Annotated in this window: 23 protein-coding genes; 13 read left to right on the top strand and 10 right to left on the bottom strand. The window is 70.6% G+C overall.

Going from position 1 to position 21152, the window contains the following annotated elements:
* Window positions 1-50 precede the first annotated feature (50 nt).
* Entirely contained in the window at window positions 51-1940 is a 1890-nt protein-coding gene (asnB, locus tag E1B00_RS12845; RefSeq protein WP_139449401.1) for an asparagine synthase (glutamine-hydrolyzing), read from the top strand.
* Here the strand turns inward: asnB and E1B00_RS12850 are convergent.
* Window positions 1937-3256: a pyridoxal phosphate-dependent decarboxylase family protein gene (locus E1B00_RS12850; protein WP_139449403.1), complete on the bottom strand. Its 1320-nt coding sequence runs from the start codon at window positions 3254-3256 to the stop codon at window positions 1937-1939. The two genes, asnB and E1B00_RS12850, sit on opposite strands and share 4 nt — an antisense overlap.
* Window positions 3257-3423: 167 nt before the next feature.
* Between E1B00_RS12850 and E1B00_RS12855 the strand changes: the two genes are divergently transcribed.
* The gene (locus tag E1B00_RS12855) at window positions 3424-3945 is read left to right on the top strand and encodes a hypothetical protein (protein ID WP_139449405.1); all 522 of its coding nucleotides are present in this window, start codon (window positions 3424-3426) and stop codon (window positions 3943-3945) included.
* A gap of 5 nt (window positions 3946-3950) precedes the next feature.
* Here E1B00_RS12855 and E1B00_RS12860 read toward each other — a convergent pair whose 3' ends face one another.
* The 3 genes from E1B00_RS12860 to E1B00_RS12870 form a co-directional block, all read right to left on the bottom strand.
* A complete protein-coding gene (locus E1B00_RS12860; RefSeq protein ID WP_139449407.1) occupies window positions 3951-4415 on the bottom strand; it encodes a GNAT family N-acetyltransferase in 465 nt (154 codons plus the stop codon).
* Window positions 4416-4498: 83 nt separating this feature from the next.
* A complete protein-coding gene (locus E1B00_RS12865) occupies window positions 4499-5683 on the bottom strand; it encodes an FAD-dependent monooxygenase (RefSeq protein WP_139449409.1) in 1185 nt (394 codons plus the stop codon).
* The gene (locus E1B00_RS12870) at window positions 5680-6669 is read right to left on the bottom strand and encodes a GlxA family transcriptional regulator (protein ID WP_139449411.1); all 990 of its coding nucleotides are present in this window, start codon (window positions 6667-6669) and stop codon (window positions 5680-5682) included. The genes E1B00_RS12865 and E1B00_RS12870 overlap by 4 nt, the downstream gene beginning before the upstream one ends.
* A gap of 62 nt (window positions 6670-6731) precedes the next feature.
* Here E1B00_RS12870 and E1B00_RS12875 point away from each other — a divergent pair, with 62 nt between their 5' ends.
* From E1B00_RS12875 to arr, 7 genes are all read left to right on the top strand, one after another.
* A complete protein-coding gene (locus tag E1B00_RS12875) occupies window positions 6732-7409 on the top strand; it encodes a LysE family translocator (protein ID WP_220396288.1) in 678 nt (225 codons plus the stop codon).
* A gap of 28 nt (window positions 7410-7437) precedes the next feature.
* Window positions 7438-8289: a dienelactone hydrolase family protein gene (locus E1B00_RS12880; RefSeq protein WP_139449414.1), complete on the top strand. Its 852-nt coding sequence runs from the start codon at window positions 7438-7440 to the stop codon at window positions 8287-8289.
* On the top strand, window positions 8286-9191 hold the full coding sequence (locus tag E1B00_RS12885; RefSeq protein WP_139449416.1) for an NAD(P)-dependent oxidoreductase: 906 nt from the start codon (window positions 8286-8288) through the stop codon (window positions 9189-9191). The genes E1B00_RS12880 and E1B00_RS12885 overlap by 4 nt, the downstream gene beginning before the upstream one ends.
* Window positions 9172-10281 carry an alpha/beta fold hydrolase gene (locus tag E1B00_RS12890; protein WP_139449418.1) on the top strand — a complete coding sequence of 370 codons (1110 nt, stop codon included), beginning with the start codon at window positions 9172-9174 and terminating at the stop codon, window positions 10279-10281. Before E1B00_RS12885 ends, E1B00_RS12890 begins: the two co-directional genes overlap by 20 nt.
* Before the next feature lie 38 nt (window positions 10282-10319).
* Window positions 10320-10829, top strand: a complete 510-nt coding sequence (locus E1B00_RS12895; protein ID WP_139449420.1) for a DinB family protein — start codon at window positions 10320-10322, stop codon at window positions 10827-10829.
* The gene (locus E1B00_RS12900; protein ID WP_220396289.1) at window positions 10826-11212 is read left to right on the top strand and encodes a GFA family protein; all 387 of its coding nucleotides are present in this window, start codon (window positions 10826-10828) and stop codon (window positions 11210-11212) included. Before E1B00_RS12895 ends, E1B00_RS12900 begins: the two co-directional genes overlap by 4 nt.
* Before the next feature lie 158 nt (window positions 11213-11370).
* Window positions 11371-11772: an NAD(+)--rifampin ADP-ribosyltransferase gene (gene arr, locus E1B00_RS12905; RefSeq protein WP_139449422.1), complete on the top strand. Its 402-nt coding sequence runs from the start codon at window positions 11371-11373 to the stop codon at window positions 11770-11772.
* A gap of 12 nt (window positions 11773-11784) precedes the next feature.
* Here the strand turns inward: arr and E1B00_RS12910 are convergent, their stop codons facing one another.
* A complete protein-coding gene (locus E1B00_RS12910) occupies window positions 11785-12450 on the bottom strand; it encodes a DUF2987 domain-containing protein (RefSeq protein WP_139449424.1) in 666 nt (221 codons plus the stop codon).
* Window positions 12451-12619: 169 nt separating this feature from the next.
* On the opposite strand from E1B00_RS12910, the gene E1B00_RS12915 reads away from it, so the two are divergent.
* Window positions 12620-13447, top strand: coding sequence for a MipA/OmpV family protein (locus E1B00_RS12915; RefSeq protein ID WP_139449427.1), 828 nt, complete (start codon window positions 12620-12622; stop codon window positions 13445-13447).
* Between the two features lie 107 nt (window positions 13448-13554).
* Here the strand turns inward: E1B00_RS12915 and E1B00_RS12920 are convergent, their stop codons facing one another.
* Window positions 13555-14328, bottom strand: a complete 774-nt coding sequence (locus E1B00_RS12920; RefSeq protein WP_139449428.1) for an alpha/beta fold hydrolase — start codon at window positions 14326-14328, stop codon at window positions 13555-13557.
* Between the two features lie 113 nt (window positions 14329-14441).
* Between E1B00_RS12920 and E1B00_RS12925 the strand changes: the two genes are divergently transcribed.
* Window positions 14442-15272, top strand: coding sequence for an AraC family transcriptional regulator (locus E1B00_RS12925; protein WP_139449430.1), 831 nt, complete (start codon window positions 14442-14444; stop codon window positions 15270-15272).
* A gap of 60 nt (window positions 15273-15332) precedes the next feature.
* On the opposite strand, the gene E1B00_RS12930 is transcribed toward E1B00_RS12925, so the two are convergent.
* On the bottom strand, window positions 15333-17006 hold the full coding sequence (locus tag E1B00_RS12930; RefSeq protein ID WP_176693250.1) for a serine hydrolase: 1674 nt from the start codon (window positions 17004-17006) through the stop codon (window positions 15333-15335).
* 74 nt (window positions 17007-17080) lie between these two features.
* Window positions 17081-17470, bottom strand: a complete 390-nt coding sequence (locus E1B00_RS12935) for a RidA family protein (protein ID WP_139449433.1) — start codon at window positions 17468-17470, stop codon at window positions 17081-17083.
* Between the two features lie 121 nt (window positions 17471-17591).
* Here E1B00_RS12935 and E1B00_RS12940 point away from each other — a divergent pair, with 121 nt between their 5' ends.
* On the top strand, window positions 17592-18515 hold the full coding sequence (locus E1B00_RS12940; protein WP_139449435.1) for a LysR family transcriptional regulator: 924 nt from the start codon (window positions 17592-17594) through the stop codon (window positions 18513-18515).
* A 15-nt stretch (window positions 18516-18530) separates the two neighbouring features.
* On the opposite strand, the gene E1B00_RS12945 is transcribed toward E1B00_RS12940, so the two are convergent.
* On the bottom strand, window positions 18531-19136 hold the full coding sequence (locus tag E1B00_RS12945) for a CGNR zinc finger domain-containing protein (protein ID WP_139449437.1): 606 nt from the start codon (window positions 19134-19136) through the stop codon (window positions 18531-18533).
* A gap of 156 nt (window positions 19137-19292) precedes the next feature.
* Between E1B00_RS12945 and E1B00_RS12950 the strand changes: the two genes are divergently transcribed.
* On the top strand, window positions 19293-20225 hold the full coding sequence (locus tag E1B00_RS12950) for an alpha/beta fold hydrolase (RefSeq protein WP_139449439.1): 933 nt from the start codon (window positions 19293-19295) through the stop codon (window positions 20223-20225).
* A 242-nt stretch (window positions 20226-20467) separates the two neighbouring features.
* Here the strand turns inward: E1B00_RS12950 and E1B00_RS12955 are convergent, their stop codons facing one another.
* Window positions 20468-21148 carry a hypothetical protein gene (locus E1B00_RS12955; protein ID WP_139449440.1) on the bottom strand — a complete coding sequence of 227 codons (681 nt, stop codon included), beginning with the start codon at window positions 21146-21148 and terminating at the stop codon, window positions 20468-20470.
* Between the last annotated feature and the right edge of the window lie 4 nt (window positions 21149-21152).

Raw genomic sequence — 21152 nt, forward strand, 5'->3', positions numbered from 1 at the left:
TTCGCCGCTTTGCCGCCGCGCCGCCCGCGCGGCCGCCGGCTGACCGCGGCATGTGCGGCCTCGCCGGCGCCTGGTTCCCGGGCGGAAGGGACGAACCTTCGCTGATCGCGCTCGGGCACCGGCTCGGCGATGCGATCGCGCACCGCGGGCCGGACGATTTCGGCGCCTGGGCGGACGCGGACGCCGGCCTGGTGCTGTCGCACCGCCGCCTGGCCATCGTCGACCTCAGCCCCGAAGGCCACCAGCCGATGGTGTCGGCCGACCAGCGCTGGGTGATCGCCTTCAACGGCGAGATCTACGACCACGGCGCGATCCGCGCCGAACTGGCGGCCCTCGGCCACCGCTTCCGCGGCCATTCCGACACCGAGGTGCTGTTGGCGGCGATCGCGCAGTGGGGCGTCGAAGCGGCGCTGGCGCGCGGCAACGGCATGCTGGCGCTGGCGGCCTGGGACCGGCAGGAGCGCACGCTCTGGCTGGCGCGCGACCGCCTGGGCAAGAAGCCGCTGTACTACGGCCTCAGCGACGGCCGCCTGGTGTTCGGCAGCGAACTGGCGGCGCTGCGCGCGCTGCCGGGTTTCCGCGCCGAGGTCGAACCCGACGCGCTGGCCCTGCTGCTGCGACTGGACTACATACCGGCGCCGCACTGCATCCTGCGCGGCGTGCGCAAGCTGCCGGCCGGGCACCTGCTGCGGCTGGATGCTGCGGCGATCATGTCGGGCGACCTGCCCGCGCCGCGCGCGTGGTGGAGCGCGCTCGATGCGCAGCGCGCCGCCATCGCCCGCGGCTTCGCGGGCAGCGAAGCCGATGCGCTCGACCAGCTGGATGTCCTGCTGCGCGATGCGACCGCCCTGCGCATGGAAGCCGACGTGCCGCTGGGCAGCTTCCTCTCCGGCGGCACCGACTCCTCGCTGGTGACGGCGCTGATGCAGGCGCAGTCGTCGCGGCCGGTGCGCACCTTCTCGATCGGCTTCGACAACGCCGTGCACGACGAGAGCGCCCAGGCCGCCGCCGTCGCCGCCCACCTGGGCACGGCGCACACGCCGCTGCACGTGGACGGCCGCGCCGCGCTGGACCTGGTGCCGGGGCTGCCGCGCATCTTCGACGAACCCTTCGCCGACTCCTCGCAGATCCCGACCACCCTGCTGTGCCGGCTCACGCGCCAGCACGTGACGGTGGCGCTGTCGGGCGACGGCGGCGACGAACTGTTCTTCGGCTACCGGCGTTATGCGCGCACCCTGAAGAACGACGCGCTGCTGCGCCGGCTGCCGCGTACGGCGCTGGCGAAACTCGCCGGCGACCCCGGCGAAGCCGCGCGCCTCGGCGGCCTGGCCGCGTTGCGCGCCGAACTGGCCACCGGCGACCTGCAGGGCCAGGCGCGCCTGCGCGTCAGCCAGTGGCGGCGCCCCGAAGCGGTGGTGCGGGGCGCAAGACGCCTGGTCACGGCCTACGACGATCCGGCCGCGATGCCCGGCACCGGTACCGCCGGCGACGCGCTGATGGCGCTCGACACGGCCTGTTATCTACCCGAAGACATCCTGACCAAGGTCGATCGCGCCAGCATGTCGGTAGCGCTGGAAGCGCGCGCGCCCCTGCTGGACTGGCGCGTGGCCGAGTTCGCCTGGTCGCTGCCGCTGCGGATGAAGTGGCGCGAGCGCGAACTGAAGGTGCTGCCCAAGCGCCTGCTCGAACGTTACCTGCCGCGCGAACTCGTCTACCGCAGCAAGGCCGGCTTCGGCGCCCCTGTCGGCGACTGGCTGCGCGGCCCGCTGCGCGGCTGGGCCGAAGCCCAGCTTTCCGAACAGCGCCTGCGCGAGGAGGGCCACTTCGAGCCCGCGCCGATCCGCGCGATCTGGAAGGAATTCCAGGCAGGCCAGCGCAAATGGCACACCCACCTTTGGGGCGTGCTGATGTTCCAGGCCTGGCGCGAGACCCTGCGCTAGGCGCGGGGCAGCGCCGCGATCGTTTCCAGGATGCGGGCGACGTCCGCGTCGGTGGTGGACCAGTTCGAAAAGGCGGCGCGGATTCCCGGGCGGCCATGCAGCACCGTCGGCGTCATGAAGGCCGCGCCGCTGGCGTTGATGGCGCCTAGCAGGGCGTCGCGCGCGGCGGCCCCCTCGGCGGCCGGAGCGAACGCGACGATGTTCAACGGGACATCCGGATTGAGCACCACCAGGCCCAGCTGCCGCAGGCCGGCGGCGAAGGCGCGCGCCTGCCGGCAGTTCGCCGCGACCCACTGCGCGATGCCTTCGCGGCCGCGTACCGCCAGCACCATCCAGGCGGCCAGCGCGCGGAAGCGCCGGGAATTCTCCGGGGTGTAGTGCAGCGGGTCCGGGTCGTCGCCCAGGTACGCGGACGAGGCGGCGAACACCTGCCGCTGCAGGTCCGGCCGCGTGGTGTAGGCGATCGCGCTGTCGTAGGGAACGTTCAGCCACTTGTGCAGGTCGACCGTGACCGAATCGGCGCGCGCGATCCCGGCGACACGATGGCGCAGCGAGGGATCGAGCGCGGCGAACAGGCCGAAAGCGCCGTCCACATGCAGCCAGGCGCCGGCTTCCCTGCACGCATCGGCGACCTTCTCCAGATCGTCGAAGTCGCCGGTGTTCACTTCTCCGGCACTGGCGACGACGATCTTCGGTCCCGCGTGACCCGCCAGCGCGATGCGCAGCGCGTCGGGATCCACCGCCGTGCGTCCGGCCAGCGTCGCGACCGGCACGTGGCGCTGGCGCCCGATGCCGGTGATCGCCATCGCCTTGAGGATGCTCGAATGCGCGGCGCCGGCGAACACCGTCGGCAGCGCCCCCGCTTCCTGCTGCGCCCACTGCCGGGCGGTGGCCATCGCCACCAGGTTGGCCGCGGTCGCGCCGCTGACGAACTGGCCGTGCGCACGGTCATCCAGCCCGAAGGGCTGCGCAAACGCCTTCACAGTCGATGCCTCGAGACTGGCCGCGATCGAACCGACGTGGTTGGACACGTTCTGGTCCCAGGCGCTGGAGATCCAGTCCGCCGCCACGGCCTCCGGCGTCGCGCCGCCGGTGACGAAGCCCAGATAGCGCGGCCCCGGCGAGGCCGACAGGAAGGGCTCGACATGCCGCGCCAGGAACTCGAACGCGGCCGCCTGGCCGATGCCTTCCGGCACGGGCGGCGCGGCCGGGATCGACCCTGGAACCACCGGCCGCTCCGGAAGGCTGGAAAGGAACCGGTCGGCGAAGCGCCGGGCCTCGTCGAGCGCGATGCGGTAGTCGTCGGTGGGGCTCATCGGAGATCTCTGGCAGGCCGGGGCAAGGGCGGAAGTCTGCGCCTGCCCGGCTGCCACCGGGAGCGGCCCGCGGCGAACAGCGTGTTGTCGCCGATGCATCGCCGCGCCCCGTGGACGGCGCCGGACGCGCCCGGGCTATGCTGTCGCGGCCCACCCAGGAGACCACCATGCGCCCGCTCCGCATCAGCCTCGCCCTGCTGCTGTGCCTGCCCTCGGTCGCGCTTGCCGACGAAACCGCCGCCGAAGCCTTCGCCGCGCTGTCGAAGCTGCAGGGCCAATGGGAAGGCGAGTTCGCCAACGGCCGCAGGCACACCGTGGACTACCGGCTCAGCGCCGGCGGCAGCGTGCTGGTGGAAACCTGGACCCTCGCCCCGGGGCGCGAGTCGATCACGATGTACCACCTCGACGGCGACCGCCTGCTGGCCACCCACTACTGCCCGCAGGGCAACCAGCCGCGTCTCCAGCGCGTGGACGACGGCGACCCGGAGCGGATCAGTTTCGCCTTCGTCGACGGCACCGGCCTGCAGAAGCCCGGCGGCTGGCACCAGGATTCGTTCTGGGTCGAATTCGAAAGCGATGCGCGCTACCGCCGCGACGAGGTCTATGCGCCGAACGCGGCGACCGGCGAGACCGAAGAGGATGCCCCGCCGGTGAGCTACCGGCGTGTGTCCGCGCCCACGGCGGACTGAGCCCCTCAGCCCCGGCGCAGCGCCGCTTCGTACATGCGGTAGCCGGCGTCGGCCATGCCCAGCGATTCGTAGGTGCGCTGGGCGTTGGCGTTGTGGTGTTCGACGTAGAGCCGCAGGCCGCAGACGTCGGGCCGCGCCTGCGCCAGTTTCTTCACGTGCGCGTACAGCGCGGCGTACACGCCCTGGCGGCGGTGTTCGGGCGCGACGTAGACGCTCTGGATCCACCACCAGTCGCCGTTGCGCCAGTCGCTCCATTCGTAGGTGATCATCAGCGTGCCGGCGGCCTGGCCGTTGCGTTCGGCGACGAAGTAGCGGCCGCGGCCGGGCTCGTCGAACACGGCGCGGATGCCGCGGCGCACGGTGTCGGGGTCGAGTTTCTTCTGCTCGGTTTCCCAGGCCATCGCCACCGCCCAGTCGGCGAGGCGGTGGGTGTCGTTGGCGTGGGCGTCGCGGATGTCGGTGGAGGGCATGGGCGGTCCGGGAGTTCTGTTTGCTTTACGCCGAGCTTACGCGACAGATCGACCACACCCGCCGCGGTCCCCTGTGGTGGGCGTCAGAGGCCGTAGTCCGGCAGCACGACGTCGTCACGCAGGTAGCGGCCCATCAGCAGCTTCGGGAAGGCCGGCAGGCGCATCAGCAGCGTGGCGGCGTCGCGCGCACGCACGCCGAGCGCCGTCTTCGGCACGAAGGAGCCGACCAGGCTTTCGGCATAGGTCTGCTTGCGGGCGACGAAGGCCTTCAGCTGGTCCTGGTAGCGCGAGAGCGCGGCGGGCAGGTCGCCGGGGTGGCGCTGCAGTTCGCCCGCGAGCACGGCGGCTTCGGCCATCGCGAAACCGGCGCCGGTGCCGGCGATCAGCGAGGGGCAGGCGGCCGCGTCGCCGACCAGCACCACGCGTCCCTTCGCCCACGTGTCCATGCGCACCTGGCTGATGCTGTCGAAGTAGAGGTCGTCCGTGCGGCCCAGCGCCGCGAGGATCGCCGGGCATTCCCAGCCCATGCCGGACAGCGCGGCGCCGAGGGCGGCCCTGCGACCGGCCTCGTCGGTGGGCGTCGGGCCGGGAAGGTATTCGTCGCGCAGCAGCACGAAGAACAGCGTGCGGTCGTCGCGCACCGAGAAGCGCGCGACGTAGCGCCCCGGCGCGGTGTGCGCCACGTAGATGCGTTCGTCGCGCGGCCGGTAGCCCGCCACTTCGAACGAGGCCACGTGGCAGCCCATCGACCGCTGGAAACCGGCGTGCGGCCCGAACACCGTGCGGCGCACGCGCGAATGCAGCCCGTCGGCGCCGACCACCAGGTCCACTTCGCGCGCCGGGCCGCGGTCGAAGCCGACCTGCACCCGGGTCCCGTCGTCGTCGATGCTGGCGATGCTGTCGCCGAAGACGGTTTCCACGCGGTCGCCCAGGCGTCCGTAGAGGCTGGCCGCGATGTCGGACCGCGCGACGCTGATGATGCGCCCCCGGGCCAGGTCGATCAGGGCCTGCGAGGGATAACCGCCGCGGGTCCGGCCCTGGGCATCCACCATGCGCAGCTCGTCGGACGGATGCTGCAGGGCCAGCAGCCGCGGCAGCACGCCCAGGCGTTCGGCGGCGTCGTAGCCGACGCCCCAGAGGTTGAGTACGTAGCCGCCGGTGCGCAGCGCGGGCGCCTGTTCGACCAGCAGAACCTCGTGGCCCTGCCGGCTCAGCAAATACGCGAGCGCCGCGCCGGCGATGCCCGCGCCGTTGATGGCGATCTTCATGCCTTGGCGCCCACGTCGGCCGAACTGCGGAACTGCCGCGGCGTGGCGCCGCCGACCTTGCGCATCAGGCGGCGCAGCGCGGTCGCGTCCTGGTAGCCGACGGCGGCCGCGACCTGCTCGATGGCCATCCGTGTGTTCTGCAGCAGGCTGCGGGCGCGGTGCAGGCGGATGCTCTGGATCATGTCGCTGGTTCCCATGCCGGTGGCGCGCCGCACGTGGCGGCCGAGCGTGCGCTCGGAAACGCAGAGCTCGCGCGCCAGCTCGGGCACGGACGGCACCGACGGCAGCGCGGTTTCGACACGTTCGGTGAGGCGCGTGACCAGCGCGTCGCCGCTGGCCAGCATCGAGGGCAGCACGAACTGCGCCTGCTCGCTGCGCTCGTGCAGCAGCAGCACGCGCGATACGCCGTCGGCCACTTTTGCGCCGAAGCGCTTGCGCAGCAGGTACAGCATCACGTCGGACTGCGCGAACGCGGCGCCGGCGGTGATCACCGGCCCGTCCACGCACAGGATGCGGTTGGCCGCCACCTGCGTGTCCTTCGCGATGCGTGCCAGCTCCGGCGCCAGCCACCAGGTCGTGGTCGCCTGGCGCCCGGTCAGCACGCCGGCGGCCTGCAGCAAGAAAACGGCCGAACACGAGGCCGCGACCTGGCCGCCGTCGGCGACGTGCGCGGCGATGCGGCGGATCGCGCGCCGGCAGTCGTCGGCTTCGAGGCGCTTCATCAGCTCGCGTGCGTGCCCGACCCACAGGCCCGGGATCAGCAGGGTCGCGCCTCGGCGCCCGCTGCCGCCGGGCAGCCGCCGCGTCTCGACGCTGAGCCCGCCCTGCAGCGCGACGCGCCCGCCGAGCGGCGAATAGAAGCCCCAGGTCGGCGCCGGATCGCCTTGTTTTGCCGCGAACAGCGCCGCGGCCGCCAGGATGTCGCGCGTCATCGCGACGCCGCTGGGATTGGTGCCGTCCAGGACCAGCACCTCGAAATCGGCCATGTCCGTATCCGCACGAAAGATGTCTCATTGGACACTAGAGGCCCGGGGCTGTCGAGACTGTAATGACGACCACCGCAGCCCTCGACCCGTGGCGACCGAACCGAATGCCGACCCTCGCCACGCTCGCCCTGTTTTCCGTCGCGGTGCTCGGGCTGATGGTGTCCCCGGGACCCAACATGGCCCTGGTGATCTCGCACAGCCTGTCGCTGGGCGTGCGCGGCGGGCTGGCGTCGGCGGCGGGCATCTTCGTCGCCGACCTGACCATGACCGGGCTGGTCTGCGCCGGCGTGGCGGCGCTGTTCGCGGCCTGGCCGCCGGCCTTCGACGCGCTGCGCTGGCTGGGCGCCGGCTACCTGGTGTGGCTGGCCATCAAGGCGCTGCGCACGCGGCGCACCGCGGTGCCGACCGCAGAGGCGCAGGGTTCGTTGCGGCGCGCCTTCGAGGCCGCGATCGGCGTGAGCCTGCTCAACCCCAAGGCGCTGCTGTTTTTCCTGGTCTTCCTGCCGCAATTCGTCGATGCCGCACGTGGGCCGGTGGGCCTGCAGCTGTTCGTGTTGGGGCTCACGCTCTCGACGATCGCGCTGCTCTTCCACGGGCTGCTCGGCCTGGGCGCGGGGGCGGCCACGCGCCTGCTCCGCGAACGCGGCCCTTCGCTGCGCTGGCTCGACCGCCTGCAGGCCGGCCTGCTGTTCGGCCTGGCCCTGCGCCTGCTGCTGCTCGAACGCCCGCTCCGGGCCTGAGCCCGCTTTCCGACCGCAAAGGACTGTGATGAATAGCCCCGCTTCCGCCTCGCAGGACGATCCGCTCGCCGACTTCCACGCGCGCAACTACAGCTTCGACGGCATCGGCAAGCGCGTGCACGTCTCGGGCCAGGGCCCGGCGGTGATCGTTCTGGCCGAGATGCCCGGCATCAGCCCGCACGTGGCGCGGTTCGCACGCTGGGTGCGGCATGGCGGCTTCACCGTCTACCTGCCCTCGCTGTTCGGCACCGACGGCGCGTATCCGGAAGCCGAGGCGGGCCTGGCGGTGCTGCGCCGCGCCTGCATCGGCGCCGAGTTCCGTGCCCTGGCCGGCCAGGGCGCCAGCCCGGTGACCTTCTGGCTGCGGGCGCTGGCGCGCAAGGCCATGGACGAATGCGGCGGCCCCGGCGTCGGCGCGGTCGGCATGTGCTTCACCGGCAACTTCGCGCTGTCGATGATGCTCGAGCCCGCGATGCTGGCGCCGGTGCTGGCCCAGCCCTCGCTGCCGCTGGACGATCCCGCGGCGCTGGAAAGCAGCCCCGACGAACTGGCGGCGGTGCGCGCCCGCCTCGAGCGCGAGGACCTGACCGTGCTCGCCTACCGCTTCGAAGGCGACCGCCACTGCCGCGCCGAACGTTTCGCGGCGTACCGGGCCGCCCTTGGCCCGCGCTTCGATGGCCGCGTGCTGCCCGACAGCGCCGCGAACCCGGAGCCGCCGCCCTTCTTCAAGCACGTGGTCGGCACGCCGCACAGCGTGCTGACCGCGCACCTGATCGACGCCGAAGGCGAACCGACCCTGCGCGCCCGCGACGAGGTGCTGGCCTTCCTGCGCAAGCGCCTCTACGGCGAGCCGCTGTTCGCGGCGGAGACGATCCTGTGAAGGTCGGCTTCGTCGGCATCGGCCACATGGGCGAACCGATGGCGCGCAACCTGCTGCGCGCCGGCATCGCAGTCAGGGTCTGGAACCGCACGCCGGAGAAATGCCGCGCGCTGCTCGAGCTCGGCGCGGAACCGGCGGGTTCGGTGCAGGACCTGTTCAAGCGTTGCACGCTGGTGCTGCTGATGCTGCTCGACAGCGAGGCCATGGACGCGGTACTCGGCCGCGGCACGCCCAGCTTCGCCACGCGCGTGGCCGGCAAGGTGCTCGTGCACCTGGGCACGACCTCGCCGGAGTATTCGACGCGGCTGGAGCGCGACGTGGTGTCGGCCGGCGGCGCCTATGTCGAAGCGCCGGTGTCCGGCTCGCGCGGCCCGGCCGAACAGGGCCAGCTGGTCGGCATGGTCGCGGGCCAGGACGCGGCCGTGGACACCGTGCTGCCCCTGCTCGCGCCGCTGTGCGCCCGCGTGTTCCGCTGCGGCCCGGTGCCGGGCGCGCTGCGCATGAAGCTGGCCGCCAACCACTACCTGATCGGCATGGTCACCGTGCTGGCCGAAACCGCGCACGCCGCCCGCCACGCCAACGTGGACCTGCGGACCCTGCGCGACGTGCTCGACGCCGGCCCGATGGCCAGCGCCGTCTCGCGCACCAAGTTCGACAAGCTGGTGCGCGGCGATTTCAGCGCCCAGGCCGCGATCCGCGACGTCAGCACCATCGCCGAGCTGGTGCTGCACCAGTCCGAAGGCGACCGCCGCGACACGCCGCTGATCCGCCAGTGCGCCGCCCTCTACCGCGCGGCGCTCGCCGCCGGCCACGGCGACGCCGACATGGCGGCCGTGGTGCACGCCTTCCACCCGCCACGCGCCCCGGGCGCCGAGGACCTGCATGTCGAAGATCCGCGTTGACTACATCCCCTCCCGCGCCCTGCGCGCGGTCTCGCTGGCCGCCCGACTGGGCCTGGTGGCGGGCATCGTCGGCGTGACCGGGGCAGCGGCCCTGGCCGCGGACCCGGTGCCGGTCGAACAGGTCGGCGCCGAATATGCGAGGCCGCAGCAGCGCATCGACGTCGGCGGCGGCCGCCATATCAACCTGCACTGCATGGGCGAGGGCCAACCGACCGTGGTGTTCGAGTCCGGACTCAGCGACTGGTCCAACACCTGGGCGCTGATCCAGCCGGCGGTGGCCAAACGCACGCGCGCCTGCTCCTACGACCGGCCCGGCATGGGCTACAGCGATCCGGCCGTCGAGCCGCGCACGCCCGAGGCCGCGGTGGCTGACCTGAAACGCCTGCTCGACGCCGCCGGCATCCACGAGCCGGTGCTGCTGGTCGGGCATTCGCTGGGCGGCTTCTACGCCAAGCTCTTCGCGGTGACGCATCCGGACCGCGTCGCCGGCCTGGTGCTGGTGGACCCGTCGGAAGAGCGCGTGTGGGACCGCATGGGCGACGAGCTTTCGGTCCGCTTCGGGCCGGAACTGGTGCGCACCGCGCGCAGGGAAGCCGAAGGCGTGTCTGGCCTGATCGCGCACTTCCACAAATGTGCGCGCAAGGCCAGGAACAGCGGGCTGGACGAGACGTGGTACCGCCGCTGCACCGACCCGGTGCGCACGCCGCTGGGCGAGGCGATCCTGGCCGACCGCCGCGTGCTGCAGGCCACGATGGACTACCAGGACACGCAGTGGCGCGAGCTGCGCGACAGCATGTACGGCGACCATCCCGAAGCCGACGCCCGCTATGCCCGGCTGTTCGCCGGCCCCGCACCGCTGGGCGATCTGCCGATGCTGGTGATGACGCACGGCCTGTGGGACCTGTCCGACGCCACCAGCGAAGTGCACTACCGGGCCTGGCGCGGCGCGCACGCGCAGACCGCCGCGCTGTCGAGGCGCGGCACGCAGGAAATGGTGCCCATGACCAACCACAACATCCAGGTCGAACACCCGAAGGCCGTGATCGACGCGGTCGAGCGGGTGCTTCGGCAGGTGCAGGACGGGCGATAATCGCGGCACCGGCCGGACCCGGAACCTGGGACGAATTGATGAACTCGATGCAGACGCTCACGCGGTACAAGGCCTGGGCCGACGACCGCTTCCTGTCGATCGTGGCCACCGTGCCGGAAGAGGCGCTCACCGCGCCGCGGCCGATCGTCTTCGGCAGCCTGGTCCGTACCCTGCATCACTCGTACGCGATGGACCACGTCTGGCGCTGCCACCTGCTCGGCACGCCGCACGGCCTGACCTCGCGCAATCCGGAGTTCTGCCCGGGGCTGGAGGAACTGGCGGCGGCGCAGCGCGAGATCGACCGGTGGTATGTGGACTACGCGCAATCGCTACCGGAACCGGCGCTGCAGGAAACCGTCACATTCGAATTCATCGGCGGCGGCCGCGGCGCGATGAGCCGCGGCGACATCCTGCTGCACGTGGTGAATCACGGCACCTACCACCGCGGCCACGCGGCGGACATGCTCTACACGCTGGGCATCTTTCCGCCGACGACCGACCTGCCCGTGTTCCTGAGGGAAGGGTCCACGCCGCAGGCCCGCCCGTGAGCCGCCGCACCGCCGACGCTGAACCCGACCGTGCGCTGCAGACCGTCGCCGGCAGCTGCCACTGCGGCGCGGTCCGCTTCGCCATCGTCAGCGACTTCGCCGAGCTGACGACCTGCGACTGCTCGATCTGCCGCCGCCGCAACGCGCTGATGGTGAAGGTGCCGGAAACCGCGCTGCGCCTGCTGGCGGGCGGTGCGGCGCTGAGCTCGTACCGGTTCCACACGCACACGGCCCTGCACTACTTCTGCAAGGTCTGCGGCATCTACACCTTCCACCGCAAGCGGGTGACGCCGGACCATTTCGGCGTCAACGTGCACTGCCTCGAGGGCTTCGACGCCGCCGGCATTCCGGTGCGGGCGACCCAAGGCGCGCAGATGGCTTAGTGGCGCGGGTCCAGACACCCGGGGGCCGGCAAAAAAATGGGAAGCGCCGGCGCTTCCCACAACCAATTTATATATCGCGCCGGGGCTTGCGGCAAGGCCCGGCGGCCGCCGCAGTATCGCCACCCTGCCGAACCGGCAGGCTACCGAGCGATATCACGATGGGCGAAATCATTACCTGGTACCACGGCACCAAGGCCGACCTCGCACCCGGCGACCTGATCGTTGCGGGCCATGCCTCGAACTACGGGCAGCGCCGCGCCGCCCGCTTCGTCTACCTCACCGCCACGCTGGACGCCGCCACCTGGGGTGCGGAACTGGCACGCGGCGAAGGCCGCGGCCGCATCTACATCGTCGAGCCCACCGGCCCGATAGAAGACGACCCCAACCTCACCAACCAGCGCTTCGCCGGCAACCCGACGCAGTCGTACCGCACGCGCGAGCCGCTGCGCGTGGTCGGCGAAGTGCAGGATTGGGTGGGCCACACGCCGGAACAGCTGGCGACGATGCGCGCGCGCCTCGCGGAGCTGGACGCGCAGGGCGTGGAGGCGATCGAGGACTGAGGCGGGCGGCGGTCAGTCCAGCCAGGCATCGATGGCCGAGGCGGGCGCGCTCAGACTCACCGCGGGATTCTCCCTGGACAGTTTTTCGTCGATCGGCAGACGCAGCTCGCTGTCGGTCGGTCGCAGGGTGATGTCGCCCGCCGCGGCGTGGATGACCAGTCGCGCCGCGGTGTCGCCCTCGAAGCGGACCAGCAGGCCGCGCAGATCGGGCGCGAACAGGGAAAGCCCGCCCGCGCTGCGCTTGAGGAAGGCCTGCAGCTGTTCGCGCAGTTCGACCAGGTCGCGGTAGCGCCATTCGAGGCCGGCGGGCAGCTTCGCGGTGACGTTGGCGAACATCTGGCAGGGCGGCGCGCTGTCGGGCTTCTGCAGCCACAGCTGGGCGCCGCGGTCGGCCAGGCCCTGCTCGATCGGCATCGCGACGCGGCCGTCTGCCGCGATCACCAGGGGCCGGACCTTGCCGCCATCCACCAGGCGGATGGTCGCGCCCGGACAGGCATGGTCGGTGTTGGACTGGCGCAGCAGGACCAGGCTCTGCAACCGGTGAAACTGCGGGTCGGAGAGCGCCAGCAGCGGCTTCAGCTGCTCGGCGTACGCGAGGCGATGCTCCTTGGCGGCGGCCGACTGTGCGGACAGGGCGAGCAGGCAGGTCAGTGCAAGGAACGGGAGGCAGCGCGGCATGGCGGGCTTCCTGAAAGCGGGACTGGATCATCGCAGATCCGGCCTTCGATCCGCCTGCTCACCCTTGCGCCGGATCGTCGCAAAGCCTTCACTCGCGAACGGTTCACGCACCGTGTACGCAGGCGGGCGGGAAGATTGCGCCGCGCCACGAGGCGAAAGGGGAACTTCCATGAAATCCATTGCGAATGTGCTGTTGGCGGTCTTGCTGCTTGTGCTGGCCTCACCGTCGGCATCGGCCCAGGATCAAAGATCGGGCGTGGTGCCCCTGCCCTCGGTCGACGACTTCACGAGGGGCCAGGACGGCTGGGCCTTTGCGCTGGGTCTGGGCGTCGAATACGAATCGGCCTACGAAGGCTCGGACGAATTCGGCTTCGAGGCCACGCCGGCCGGTGCGGTGCAATGGCGCCGGGGCAACGACGTTTTCTACTGGGCGGGCGAGGCGCTGGGCTGGCGCGGGCTTCGCTCCGACATCTGGCTGCTGGAGGCCGCCGTGGCCTTCGACGAAGGTCGGGAAGAGGGCGATTCCGATGACGGCCGGCTCGACGGACTGGGCGATTCCGACGAGGACGCCGAGCTCGTGCTGCAGGCCCGCCGTGCCTTCAGCGATGACTGGCGCTACTGGCTGGTGGGCCGCGTGGTCACCGGCGGCAGCGGGAATCTCGGCCTTTTCGGGCTGGGCCGCCGTTTCGGCGACCGCAACGACGGAACCGGCTCGGAAATTTCCGTGGTCGCGGTCTTTCACGACAGCAAGTACGCGAACAAGGACTTCGGCGTAACGGCGGCGCAGTCGGCGGCATCGGGCCTGGCCGAGACTGACCTGGACGGCGGGTTCCGCTCGATCGGATTCAACTACAACTACCGGATGCAGCTGAGCGAGAAGTGGCAGCTGTTCGGCGAGGCCGTCTACGAACGTTACGGCAGCGACGTGGCGGACAGCCCGATCGCACGCAGCGACTACGAGGCGGAAATCGGCGTCGGATTGATCTACATCTTCTAGGCCGCCGGGCGCACGCCGCGGCCCGAAGGCCGACACGGCTGAGCGCTTGCGCCACACGCAGAACGCCGGGGAGCCCTCGAGGCTCCCCGGCTTTTTTTCCGCCAGATTTACTTCGCCGCGGCGCGCGCCGCTTCGACGATCACCTTCGCCACTTCCTCCGGGCTCGAAACCATCGGCACGTGGCCGGTCGGCAGTTCGGTGGTGGTGGCGCCGATCTTCTTCGCGAGCGCACGCTGCGCACCCGGGTCGATCATGCGGTCCTGGCCGGCGACGATGTACCACGACGGCTTGCTGGTCCACGCGGCGACGGTGACCGGCTGTTCGAAGTTGGCGCCGCGCACCGGGCCCTGGGTGGCGTGGATCAGGTTGGCTTCTTCGGCACTGACGTCCTGCGCGAAGTCGCGGGCGATGGCGTCGGCGGGCAGGGTGAGGAAACCGTCGGCGTCGGCGATGAAGTGCGCGAAGCCCGGGGGCGCCGGGAAGTTGGCGGTGTCGGCGGCCGAATGGGCGCCGAGCGTCGGCGCGAAGGCCGCGACGTAGACCAGGGACTTCACCTTGTCGTGGCCGCCGGCCTGGGTGATGACCGCACCACCCCAGGAATGGCCGACCAGCACGACCGGGCCGGTCTGGGCATTGATGATGCGGTTGGCGGCGGCGACGTCGTCTTCCAGCGAGGTCAGCGGGTTCTGCACCGCGACCGCGTTCAGGCCCTGGGCCTGCAGCAGCGGGATGACCTTGTTCCAGGACGAACCGTCGGCGAAGGCGCCGTGGACCAGGACCACGGTGGGGCGGGTATCGGCGATGGGCGAGGGGGTGGCGGCGGAGGCGGCGGTGCCCAGGGTGAGGGCGGCGGCCAGGGCGAGCGGGGCGAGGAGGTTCATGGCGGTGTCCTTGTCGGGTGGCGGGCCGGGTCGTTCCCGGTGAGGCCACTATCCGCCTGTTCCACGAACTATATGTGCTGTAAAGTCCAGCAAACTTGCCAAGGAGTCCAGAAATGAGCACCGACCGGCTCGAGGCCCTGCTGGGCCACTTCCCCGTGCGGGCCAGCGTGCTGCACGCCGGCGCCCTGTGCGGCACCCATGAGATCCCGCAGCGCGGGCACGGGGGTCAGCTGCACCTGATCAAACGCGGCACGGTGGTGGTGCACCACGCCGCCGGCTCGCCCATCACGATCACCGAGCCCAGCCTGCTGCTGTTTCCGCGGCCCTGCGCCCACCGCTTCGTGGTCGAGGACGCCGCGGGCGCCGACCTGGCCTGCGCCGACCTGGGCTTCGACGCCGGTGGCGAACACCCGCTGCTGGCCGCCCTGCCCGCCGTGGTCTGCCTGCCCCTGGACCAGCTGGGCAGCGCCCGCCCGCTGCTGGACCTGCTGTTCGAGGAAGCCTTCGACCAGCGCTGCGGCCGCCGCGAGGTGCTGAGCCGGCTGTTCGAACTGGTGCTGATCCAGGTGCTGCGCCACCAGATGGAAAGCACACGCGGCCAGGCCGGCCTGATGAGCGGCCTGGCCCACCCGCGCCTGCGCCGCGCGATCACTGCGATGCACGAGCGCCCGCAGCATGACTGGACGCTGGAATCGCTGGCCGCCACCGCCGGCATGTCGCGCAGCGCCTTCGCCGAGGCCTTCCGCAGCACCGTGGGCAGCACGCCCGGCGAGTACCTGCAGCGCTGGCGGATCCTGCTGGTGCAGAAGGGGCTGCGGGCCGGGAAGGCCCTGAAGCTGCTGGTCGACGATGTGGGTTATGCGAGCGAATCCGCGCTGTCGCGCGCGTTCAAGGCGCAGGTGGGGGTGTCGCCGCGGGAGTGGCGCACGCGCGCAGCAGCGTAACGTTTCGCGGCGCGTTGCACGGACCCGCCGCGCTACGGCGGTTCCGCTTCCGCAGTAACGTCATTCCGGCGCGGGCACGCGTTCGAAAGTCATCGTGCTGCCCCACTGGCGCAGCCCGACGCTGCGGACCGGGCCGGTTTCGGGCGCGAACAGCAGTTCGGCGCCGACGATGTCGCCGGTGAAGCGGGTGGGCGACATCGCGACGAAGGGCACGGCCTGCGGCTGGCCCTTGATGTGGCCGCTCAGCCCGTCGCCCTCGATCGAGATCGTCATTTCCTCGTCCTTCATCCGGTACACCCCGACCAGGCGCTCGAGCGTTTCGCGCGGCAGCGTGATCGGCATCGGCAGCGGGTCGTTGGTGCGTGGCGCCACGTCGCCCTCGCCTTCGCCCTCGGAGAACAGGCGCATGCCGGTGACCTTGCCCGCCGCGTCGCGCTCCATCTCGATACGGCTGAAGCCGTCGGAATACAGGAAGGTGCCATCGGCGATCGCGACCAGGTCCTCGCGCGCGCGGTCGGTGCGGTGCACCGTCATCTTGCCGTCGACGACACGCAGTGTGCGAGTCGCGGTTTCGTCGACCCGGTAGATGCCTTCGTACTGCTTCAGCACCGCGGCATCCACGGCCACCGGCGTCATCGCCGGATACGGATCGCCCAGCGCCGCCGCGGCTAGGCGGCGCGCCAGCCCGCGGCTTTCCTGCGTGGGGCCGGGCGTTTCGTTGTTCTGCAGCACGGCCACCGTGATGTCCGGCCCCTGCACATAGGTGAGTTGCGAGTTGAACCCGGGAATGCCGCCGCTGTGGCCCAACGCGGGCGTGCCGCGCACGGCGCCGGTCTCGATGCCGAAGCCGTAGCCGACGTCCATCGCCTTGCCGACCGGCGTGATCATGCGCGCGTAGGTCTCGGGCTTGAGCACCTTGCCTTCGTGCAGGGCACTGTTCCAGATCGCCAGGTCATCGACGGTGGACACCAGCGCGCCCGCGGCATGCGGTTGCGTCATGCTGATCGGCTGCGCGGGCTCCGGGGTACCGCCGGCCGTGATGTAGCCCTTCACCTGGTGCGCGATGGCGGCCGGGTCGGCGCCATAACCGGTGTGTTTCATGCCGAGCGGCTCGAACAGGGTCTTGTCGAGATACTGGTGCCAGGGCTGGCCGCTGGCCGCTTCGATGACGGCGCCGACCAATACGTAGCCAGAGTTGTTGTAGTGCCAGGCCGCGCCCGGCGCGAAGTCGGGCGGCACGTCCCGGAAGTAGTCCAGCATCTGCGTGGTGGTGAGGTCGCGTCGGATCGGGCCGTCGAACACGCCCGGGATGTCGGTGTAGCTCTTGATTCCCGAGGTGTGGTTCAGCAGCTGCTCGATCGTGATCTTCTCGCCGCCGGGATAATCCGGCAGGTAGTTCGACAGCGGATCGTCCAGCGCGACCTTGCCGGCATCCACCAGCGTCAGCAGCCCGACCGCGGCGAACTGCTTGGTGACCGAGCCAATGCGGAACACGTCGCCCGGTTTGAGCGGCACGTCGGCCGCGAGATCGGCCTCGCCGCGGGCGCCGCGATACAGCACCTCGTCGCCGCGCATCACCAGGACCGCCACGCCGGGCGCGTCGGGGCGATAGGCGTCCGTCAGCAGCGTTTCCGCATAGCGGGCGAACTCGGCGGGCTCGGGCGGGGTGGCGGCGGAGGCCGTTTGCGAGGCCAGGGCAGCGGCGAGGGCAAGCGTCAGGCTGATGTTGCGCATGGGCAGATCCTTTGCTGCGATGGCCGGCTGGCACGGTGTCCGCATGGTAATGCCAGACGGCCCACCCGCCGCACTCAGCCCGGGATGCGCGCGATCACCTTGATCTCGAAATCGAAGCCGGCCAGCCAGTTCACGCCGATCGCGGTCCAGTTTGGATAGGGCGCGGACGGAAAGATTTGATCCTTCACCGCCAGCACGGTGCCGAACTGGCGTTCGGGGTCGGTATGGAAGGTGGTGACGTCGACGAGGTCGTCGAGGGTGCAGCCCGCGGCCTTCAGCGTGGCCTGCAGGTTGGTGAAGGCCAGGCGCACCTGGGCTTCGAAGTCCGGCTCGGGCGAACCGTCCTCACGGGATCCGACCTGTCCGGAAACGAACAGCAGGTCGCCCGAGCGCAGGGCGGCGGAATAGCGGTGGGTGGCATAGAGCGCATGCCGGCCGGCGGGGAAGATGGCGTCGCGGGTCATGGGGGTTCTCCTGCAAAGGGACGTACCCGCCAATCTAGGCGCCCACCCCGGACCGATAAACGCGGCAGACCCGGCTTCACTGTTTGTAGAATCCAAACAATCCCGCCGCCCGGAGCCCCGCATGGACCGCATTGACGCGATGCAGGCCTTCGCCCGCGTGGTGGAAACCGGCAGCTTCACCCGCGCCGCCGACACCCTGCAGACCAACAAGACCCGCGTGACCCAGCTGGTGCAGCAGCTGGAAACCCACCTGCGCGTGAAGCTGCTCCACCGCACCACCCGCAAGGTGAACGTGACCGCCGACGGCGCCGCGTATTACGAACGCGTGGTGCGCCTGCTGGCCGACCTGGACGATGCCGAGACCAGCCTGTCGGCCGCCTCGGCCGCGCCGCGCGGCCGGCTGCGCGTGGACGTGCCGGCGCCGCTGGCCGCCCTGGTGCTGGTGCCGGCCCTCCCCGACTTCCACGCGCGCTACCCCGATATCCAGCTGGACCTGGGCGTGAGCGACCGCAAGGTGGACCTGATCGACGAGAACGTGGACTGCGTGCTGCGCGGCGGCGAACTGACCGAACCCTCGCTGCGCGCCCGCCACGTGGCGGATCTGCTGCTGGGCGTGTACGCCGCGCCGGCCTATCTGGCCCGCGCCGGCACGCCGGCCATGCCGCAGGACCTGGACGACGGCCGGCACGTGCTGATCGGCTACCGCGGTTCACGCACCGGCGCGCCGCTGGTCCACAGCCTGCGCCGCGGCGACGAACACCTGCAGGTTCGCGGCCGCAACGTACTGACAGTGGACGACGGCAACGCCTACCTGGCCGCCGGCGTGGCCGGCCTGGGCGTGCTTTGGCTGCCGCAGTACATGGCGCGCGCGCCGCAGGCCCGCGGCGAACTGGTGCCGCTGTTCGAAGACTGGCAGCTGGACCCGATGCCGATGTACCTGGCGTTTCCGCCCAGCCGGCACGTCAGCCGCAAGCTGCGGGTGTTCATGGACTGGGTGGTGGAACTGATGGCGCGGCAGGCGCCGGAGATCCAGGTGCCGCGCTGACCTTCCCGGGGCCGCTCAGGCCTTCGTGCTTTTCCGGACGGATGCACGCGCAATTTCCGCCGAAGTCCCGCTGCCGCGCTTCCTGAACTGCGCGGCCTTATGCCGGTTGCCGCACAGCGCCATGCTGCACCAGCGCCGCTTGTGCGACTTGGTGCGGTCGTAGAACCACAGCACGCAGTCCTCGTGCTCGCATTGCCGGACCAGGTCGAAGTCGCCTTCCGCCAGCAGCACCGCGGCGGCTTCGGCCACCGGGCCGAGCAGGGACGCGGTGGTGTCGCCGCGGGCCACGCGGGTCAGCACCAGATGGCCATCGCCGTCGCGCTGCAGCTGCGGGGAGGTGAGGTGGGGCTGCAGGAAGTGATTTAGCGCCTCGATGTCCAGGCGCGTGCCCTGCTTCCGGGCGGTGACTAGGTCGCGCACCACGGCCCTCAGTTCCCGGCCCCACTGCAGCAGATCCGCGGGCGCCGCTTGCTTGCCGGTCGGCGCGACCCCGCTCTGGGCCAGCCAGCGCAGCACGTCCTGGTGGCTGGTCCAGAAGTCGAAGGTCTGGCCCTGGACGCGGGCTTCGGTGTTCAGCAGGTCCAGGGCAGGGTGGTCGCCCAGCCGGGGCGCTTCGGTCATGCCCTTCGTTTCCCGGGTTGCTGCGGCGGCCATTGGGTAACCTCCAAAATAATTGTTGACAGGTTACATCGGCCGGCGCAGACTCCGCCACCATAACCTTCTAAACGTTCATTGAAAGGTTACTTTCGGCCACCCACCCCACCCCGAGGAACCGCCATGAACGCCAAAGCCCTGCTGTTTGCCGCCGCCCTGGGCGGCCCCCTGTCGGCCACCGCGGCCGACGCCCCCAACCAGGTCCACTACCGGACGGCCGAGATCCAGGGCGTCAGCCTGTTCTACCGCGAAGCCGGCCCGACCGATGCGCCGAAGGTGCTGCTGCTGCACGGCTTCGGGGCCTCCTCGCACATGTTCCGCGACCTGATTCCGGTGCTGGCACAGCGCTACCACGTGATCGCGCCGGACCTGCCGGCGTTCGGACAGACCACGGTCCAGCCCGGCACGAAGTTCAGCTACACCTTCGACAACCTGGCCAAGGTGATCGACGCCTTCACGGTCGAGAAGGGCCTGGACAGCTACGCGATCTATGTCTTCGACTACGGCGCGCCCGTCGGCTGGCGCCTGGCCGTGGCCAACCCGCAGAAGATCACCGCCATCGTCAGCCAGAACGGCAACGCCTACGAAGAGGGCCTGAGCGAAGGCTGGGCCGACATGCGCAAGGCCTGGGCCGCGCCCAGCGCCGAGAACCGGGAAGCGCTGCGCCGGTTCAACACGCCGGACATGATCAAGTGGCAGTACACCGAAGGCGTGCGGGACACGTCGCTGATCGCCCCGGAAAGCTACCAGCTGGCGTCCGCCGCGATCGCGCGCCACGGCGACGAGCCGCAGATGGACCTGCTGCTGGACTACGGCAGCAACCTCAAGCAGTACGAAGCGCTGCACGCCTACTTCCGCCAGCACCAGCCGCCGACCCTGGCGATCTGGGGCAAGAACGACCCCTTCTTCCTCCCGGCCGGCGCGGAAGCCTACCAGCGCGACAACCCGAAGGCGGAGGTTCGCTTTGTCGATTCGGGGCATTTTGCGATCGAGACGCATGGCGAAGAGATCGCGGAACGCATGATTGAGTTCCTGGATCGGAGCATCAAGCGGTAACGAGATTCGCCGCGGGGCCGGCGCGACGGCGACGCCTGCGTGGCCGCCGGCGCGCAGGGCTCAGGGGTGCTGCGGCTATCGCACTACTGTCCTCGTGTCCCGCGGGCCTGCGGTGAACCAGAGACAACTGGCGGCCGCTTGCACATCGTCGATGTCCGCTTTGGTAGATGTCGGACCTCTTGACTCACCCGGACTCCTTCTTCGTACGTCCCACGTACGCCTGTTGTCCAACCAATGGCGGCTCAGCTCATCGCGCTGACCAGCCAGCTCAGCAGGAGCCATCCGAAACCGGCCAGGGTCGCCGGGTGGACACGCCTCTCCTTCAACCAGTCATGGCAGGCGAGGGACACGAAGAAGCCCACCCAGACGCCGAAGAAGTACGTCAGGAACAGAGCCTCGTCCGTTTGCGGGGACATGGCCGGGACCAGCGGCCCCAGCCAGGAAGCGATCAGCGGGTCGTAGGTTCGCGCCAGCACGGGCCCCAGCATCAGGAAGGTGCCGGCGAACAGCAGGCGCTTGTGCCAGTCCGCACGCGCACGCCAGTGCCAGGCCAGCATCACGCAGAGGGCGTAGCCGGGAAGCAGCAGCCGGTTCGCGCGGACCTCGGGGGCCATGTTCGCCCAGCCCTTCCACAGCACGACGAAGATATAGAGCGTGCTCAGCGTCACGCCGACCGCAACGAGGAAGGTCGCGATGCCGAGCGTCCGGTGCAGCGATATGCGCCGCGTCCGGATGAGGTTGGCCTGCACGGTCAGCAGCACGTACCAGGCCAGTCCGAACAGGCCGTGGATGACGAACTTCGGGTCGTGGTTGCTGGCTTGCCCCACGTCCGTGAATAGGTTGTCGGAGAACGCAACGACACTAAGGAACAGCAGCAGCGCACTGGTGACCGAGAAGTACACACCACCGGTCCGTCTTGTCATGCCT

It is taken from the genome of Arenimonas terrae (genome assembly GCF_006265115.1).
Taxonomy (GTDB): Bacteria; Pseudomonadota; Gammaproteobacteria; order Xanthomonadales; family Xanthomonadaceae; genus Arenimonas; species Arenimonas terrae.

Excerpts from the sequence above, each read along its gene's own strand:
- asnB (WP_139449401.1), top strand. The coding sequence starts at position 51 with ATGTGCGGCCTCGCCGGCGCCTGGTTCCCGGGCGGAAGGGACGAACCT.
- E1B00_RS12850 (WP_139449403.1), bottom strand. The coding sequence starts at position 3,256 with ATGAGCCCCACCGACGACTACCGCATCGCGCTCGACGAGGCCCGGCGC.
- E1B00_RS12855 (WP_139449405.1), top strand. The coding sequence starts at position 3,424 with ATGCGCCCGCTCCGCATCAGCCTCGCCCTGCTGCTGTGCCTGCCCTCG.
- E1B00_RS12860 (WP_139449407.1), bottom strand. The coding sequence starts at position 4,415 with ATGCCCTCCACCGACATCCGCGACGCCCACGCCAACGACACCCACCGC.
- E1B00_RS12865 (WP_139449409.1), bottom strand. The coding sequence starts at position 5,683 with ATGAAGATCGCCATCAACGGCGCGGGCATCGCCGGCGCGGCGCTCGCG.
- E1B00_RS12870 (WP_139449411.1), bottom strand. The coding sequence starts at position 6,669 with ATGGCCGATTTCGAGGTGCTGGTCCTGGACGGCACCAATCCCAGCGGC.
- E1B00_RS12875 (WP_220396288.1), top strand. The coding sequence starts at position 6,732 with ATGACGACCACCGCAGCCCTCGACCCGTGGCGACCGAACCGAATGCCG.
- E1B00_RS12880 (WP_139449414.1), top strand. The coding sequence starts at position 7,438 with ATGAATAGCCCCGCTTCCGCCTCGCAGGACGATCCGCTCGCCGACTTC.
- E1B00_RS12890 (WP_139449418.1), top strand. The coding sequence starts at position 9,172 with ATGTCGAAGATCCGCGTTGACTACATCCCCTCCCGCGCCCTGCGCGCG.
- E1B00_RS12895 (WP_139449420.1), top strand. The coding sequence starts at position 10,320 with ATGAACTCGATGCAGACGCTCACGCGGTACAAGGCCTGGGCCGACGAC.
- arr (WP_139449422.1), top strand. The coding sequence starts at position 11,371 with ATGGGCGAAATCATTACCTGGTACCACGGCACCAAGGCCGACCTCGCA.
- E1B00_RS12910 (WP_139449424.1), bottom strand. The coding sequence starts at position 12,450 with ATGCCGCGCTGCCTCCCGTTCCTTGCACTGACCTGCCTGCTCGCCCTG.
- E1B00_RS12915 (WP_139449427.1), top strand. The coding sequence starts at position 12,620 with ATGAAATCCATTGCGAATGTGCTGTTGGCGGTCTTGCTGCTTGTGCTG.
- E1B00_RS12920 (WP_139449428.1), bottom strand. The coding sequence starts at position 14,328 with ATGAACCTCCTCGCCCCGCTCGCCCTGGCCGCCGCCCTCACCCTGGGC.
- E1B00_RS12925 (WP_139449430.1), top strand. The coding sequence starts at position 14,442 with ATGAGCACCGACCGGCTCGAGGCCCTGCTGGGCCACTTCCCCGTGCGG.
- E1B00_RS12930 (WP_176693250.1), bottom strand. The coding sequence starts at position 17,006 with ATGCGCAACATCAGCCTGACGCTTGCCCTCGCCGCTGCCCTGGCCTCG.
- E1B00_RS12935 (WP_139449433.1), bottom strand. The coding sequence starts at position 17,470 with ATGACCCGCGACGCCATCTTCCCCGCCGGCCGGCATGCGCTCTATGCC.
- E1B00_RS12940 (WP_139449435.1), top strand. The coding sequence starts at position 17,592 with ATGGACCGCATTGACGCGATGCAGGCCTTCGCCCGCGTGGTGGAAACC.
- E1B00_RS12945 (WP_139449437.1), bottom strand. The coding sequence starts at position 19,136 with ATGACCGAAGCGCCCCGGCTGGGCGACCACCCTGCCCTGGACCTGCTG.
- E1B00_RS12950 (WP_139449439.1), top strand. The coding sequence starts at position 19,293 with ATGAACGCCAAAGCCCTGCTGTTTGCCGCCGCCCTGGGCGGCCCCCTG.
- E1B00_RS12955 (WP_139449440.1), bottom strand. The coding sequence starts at position 21,148 with ATGACAAGACGGACCGGTGGTGTGTACTTCTCGGTCACCAGTGCGCTG.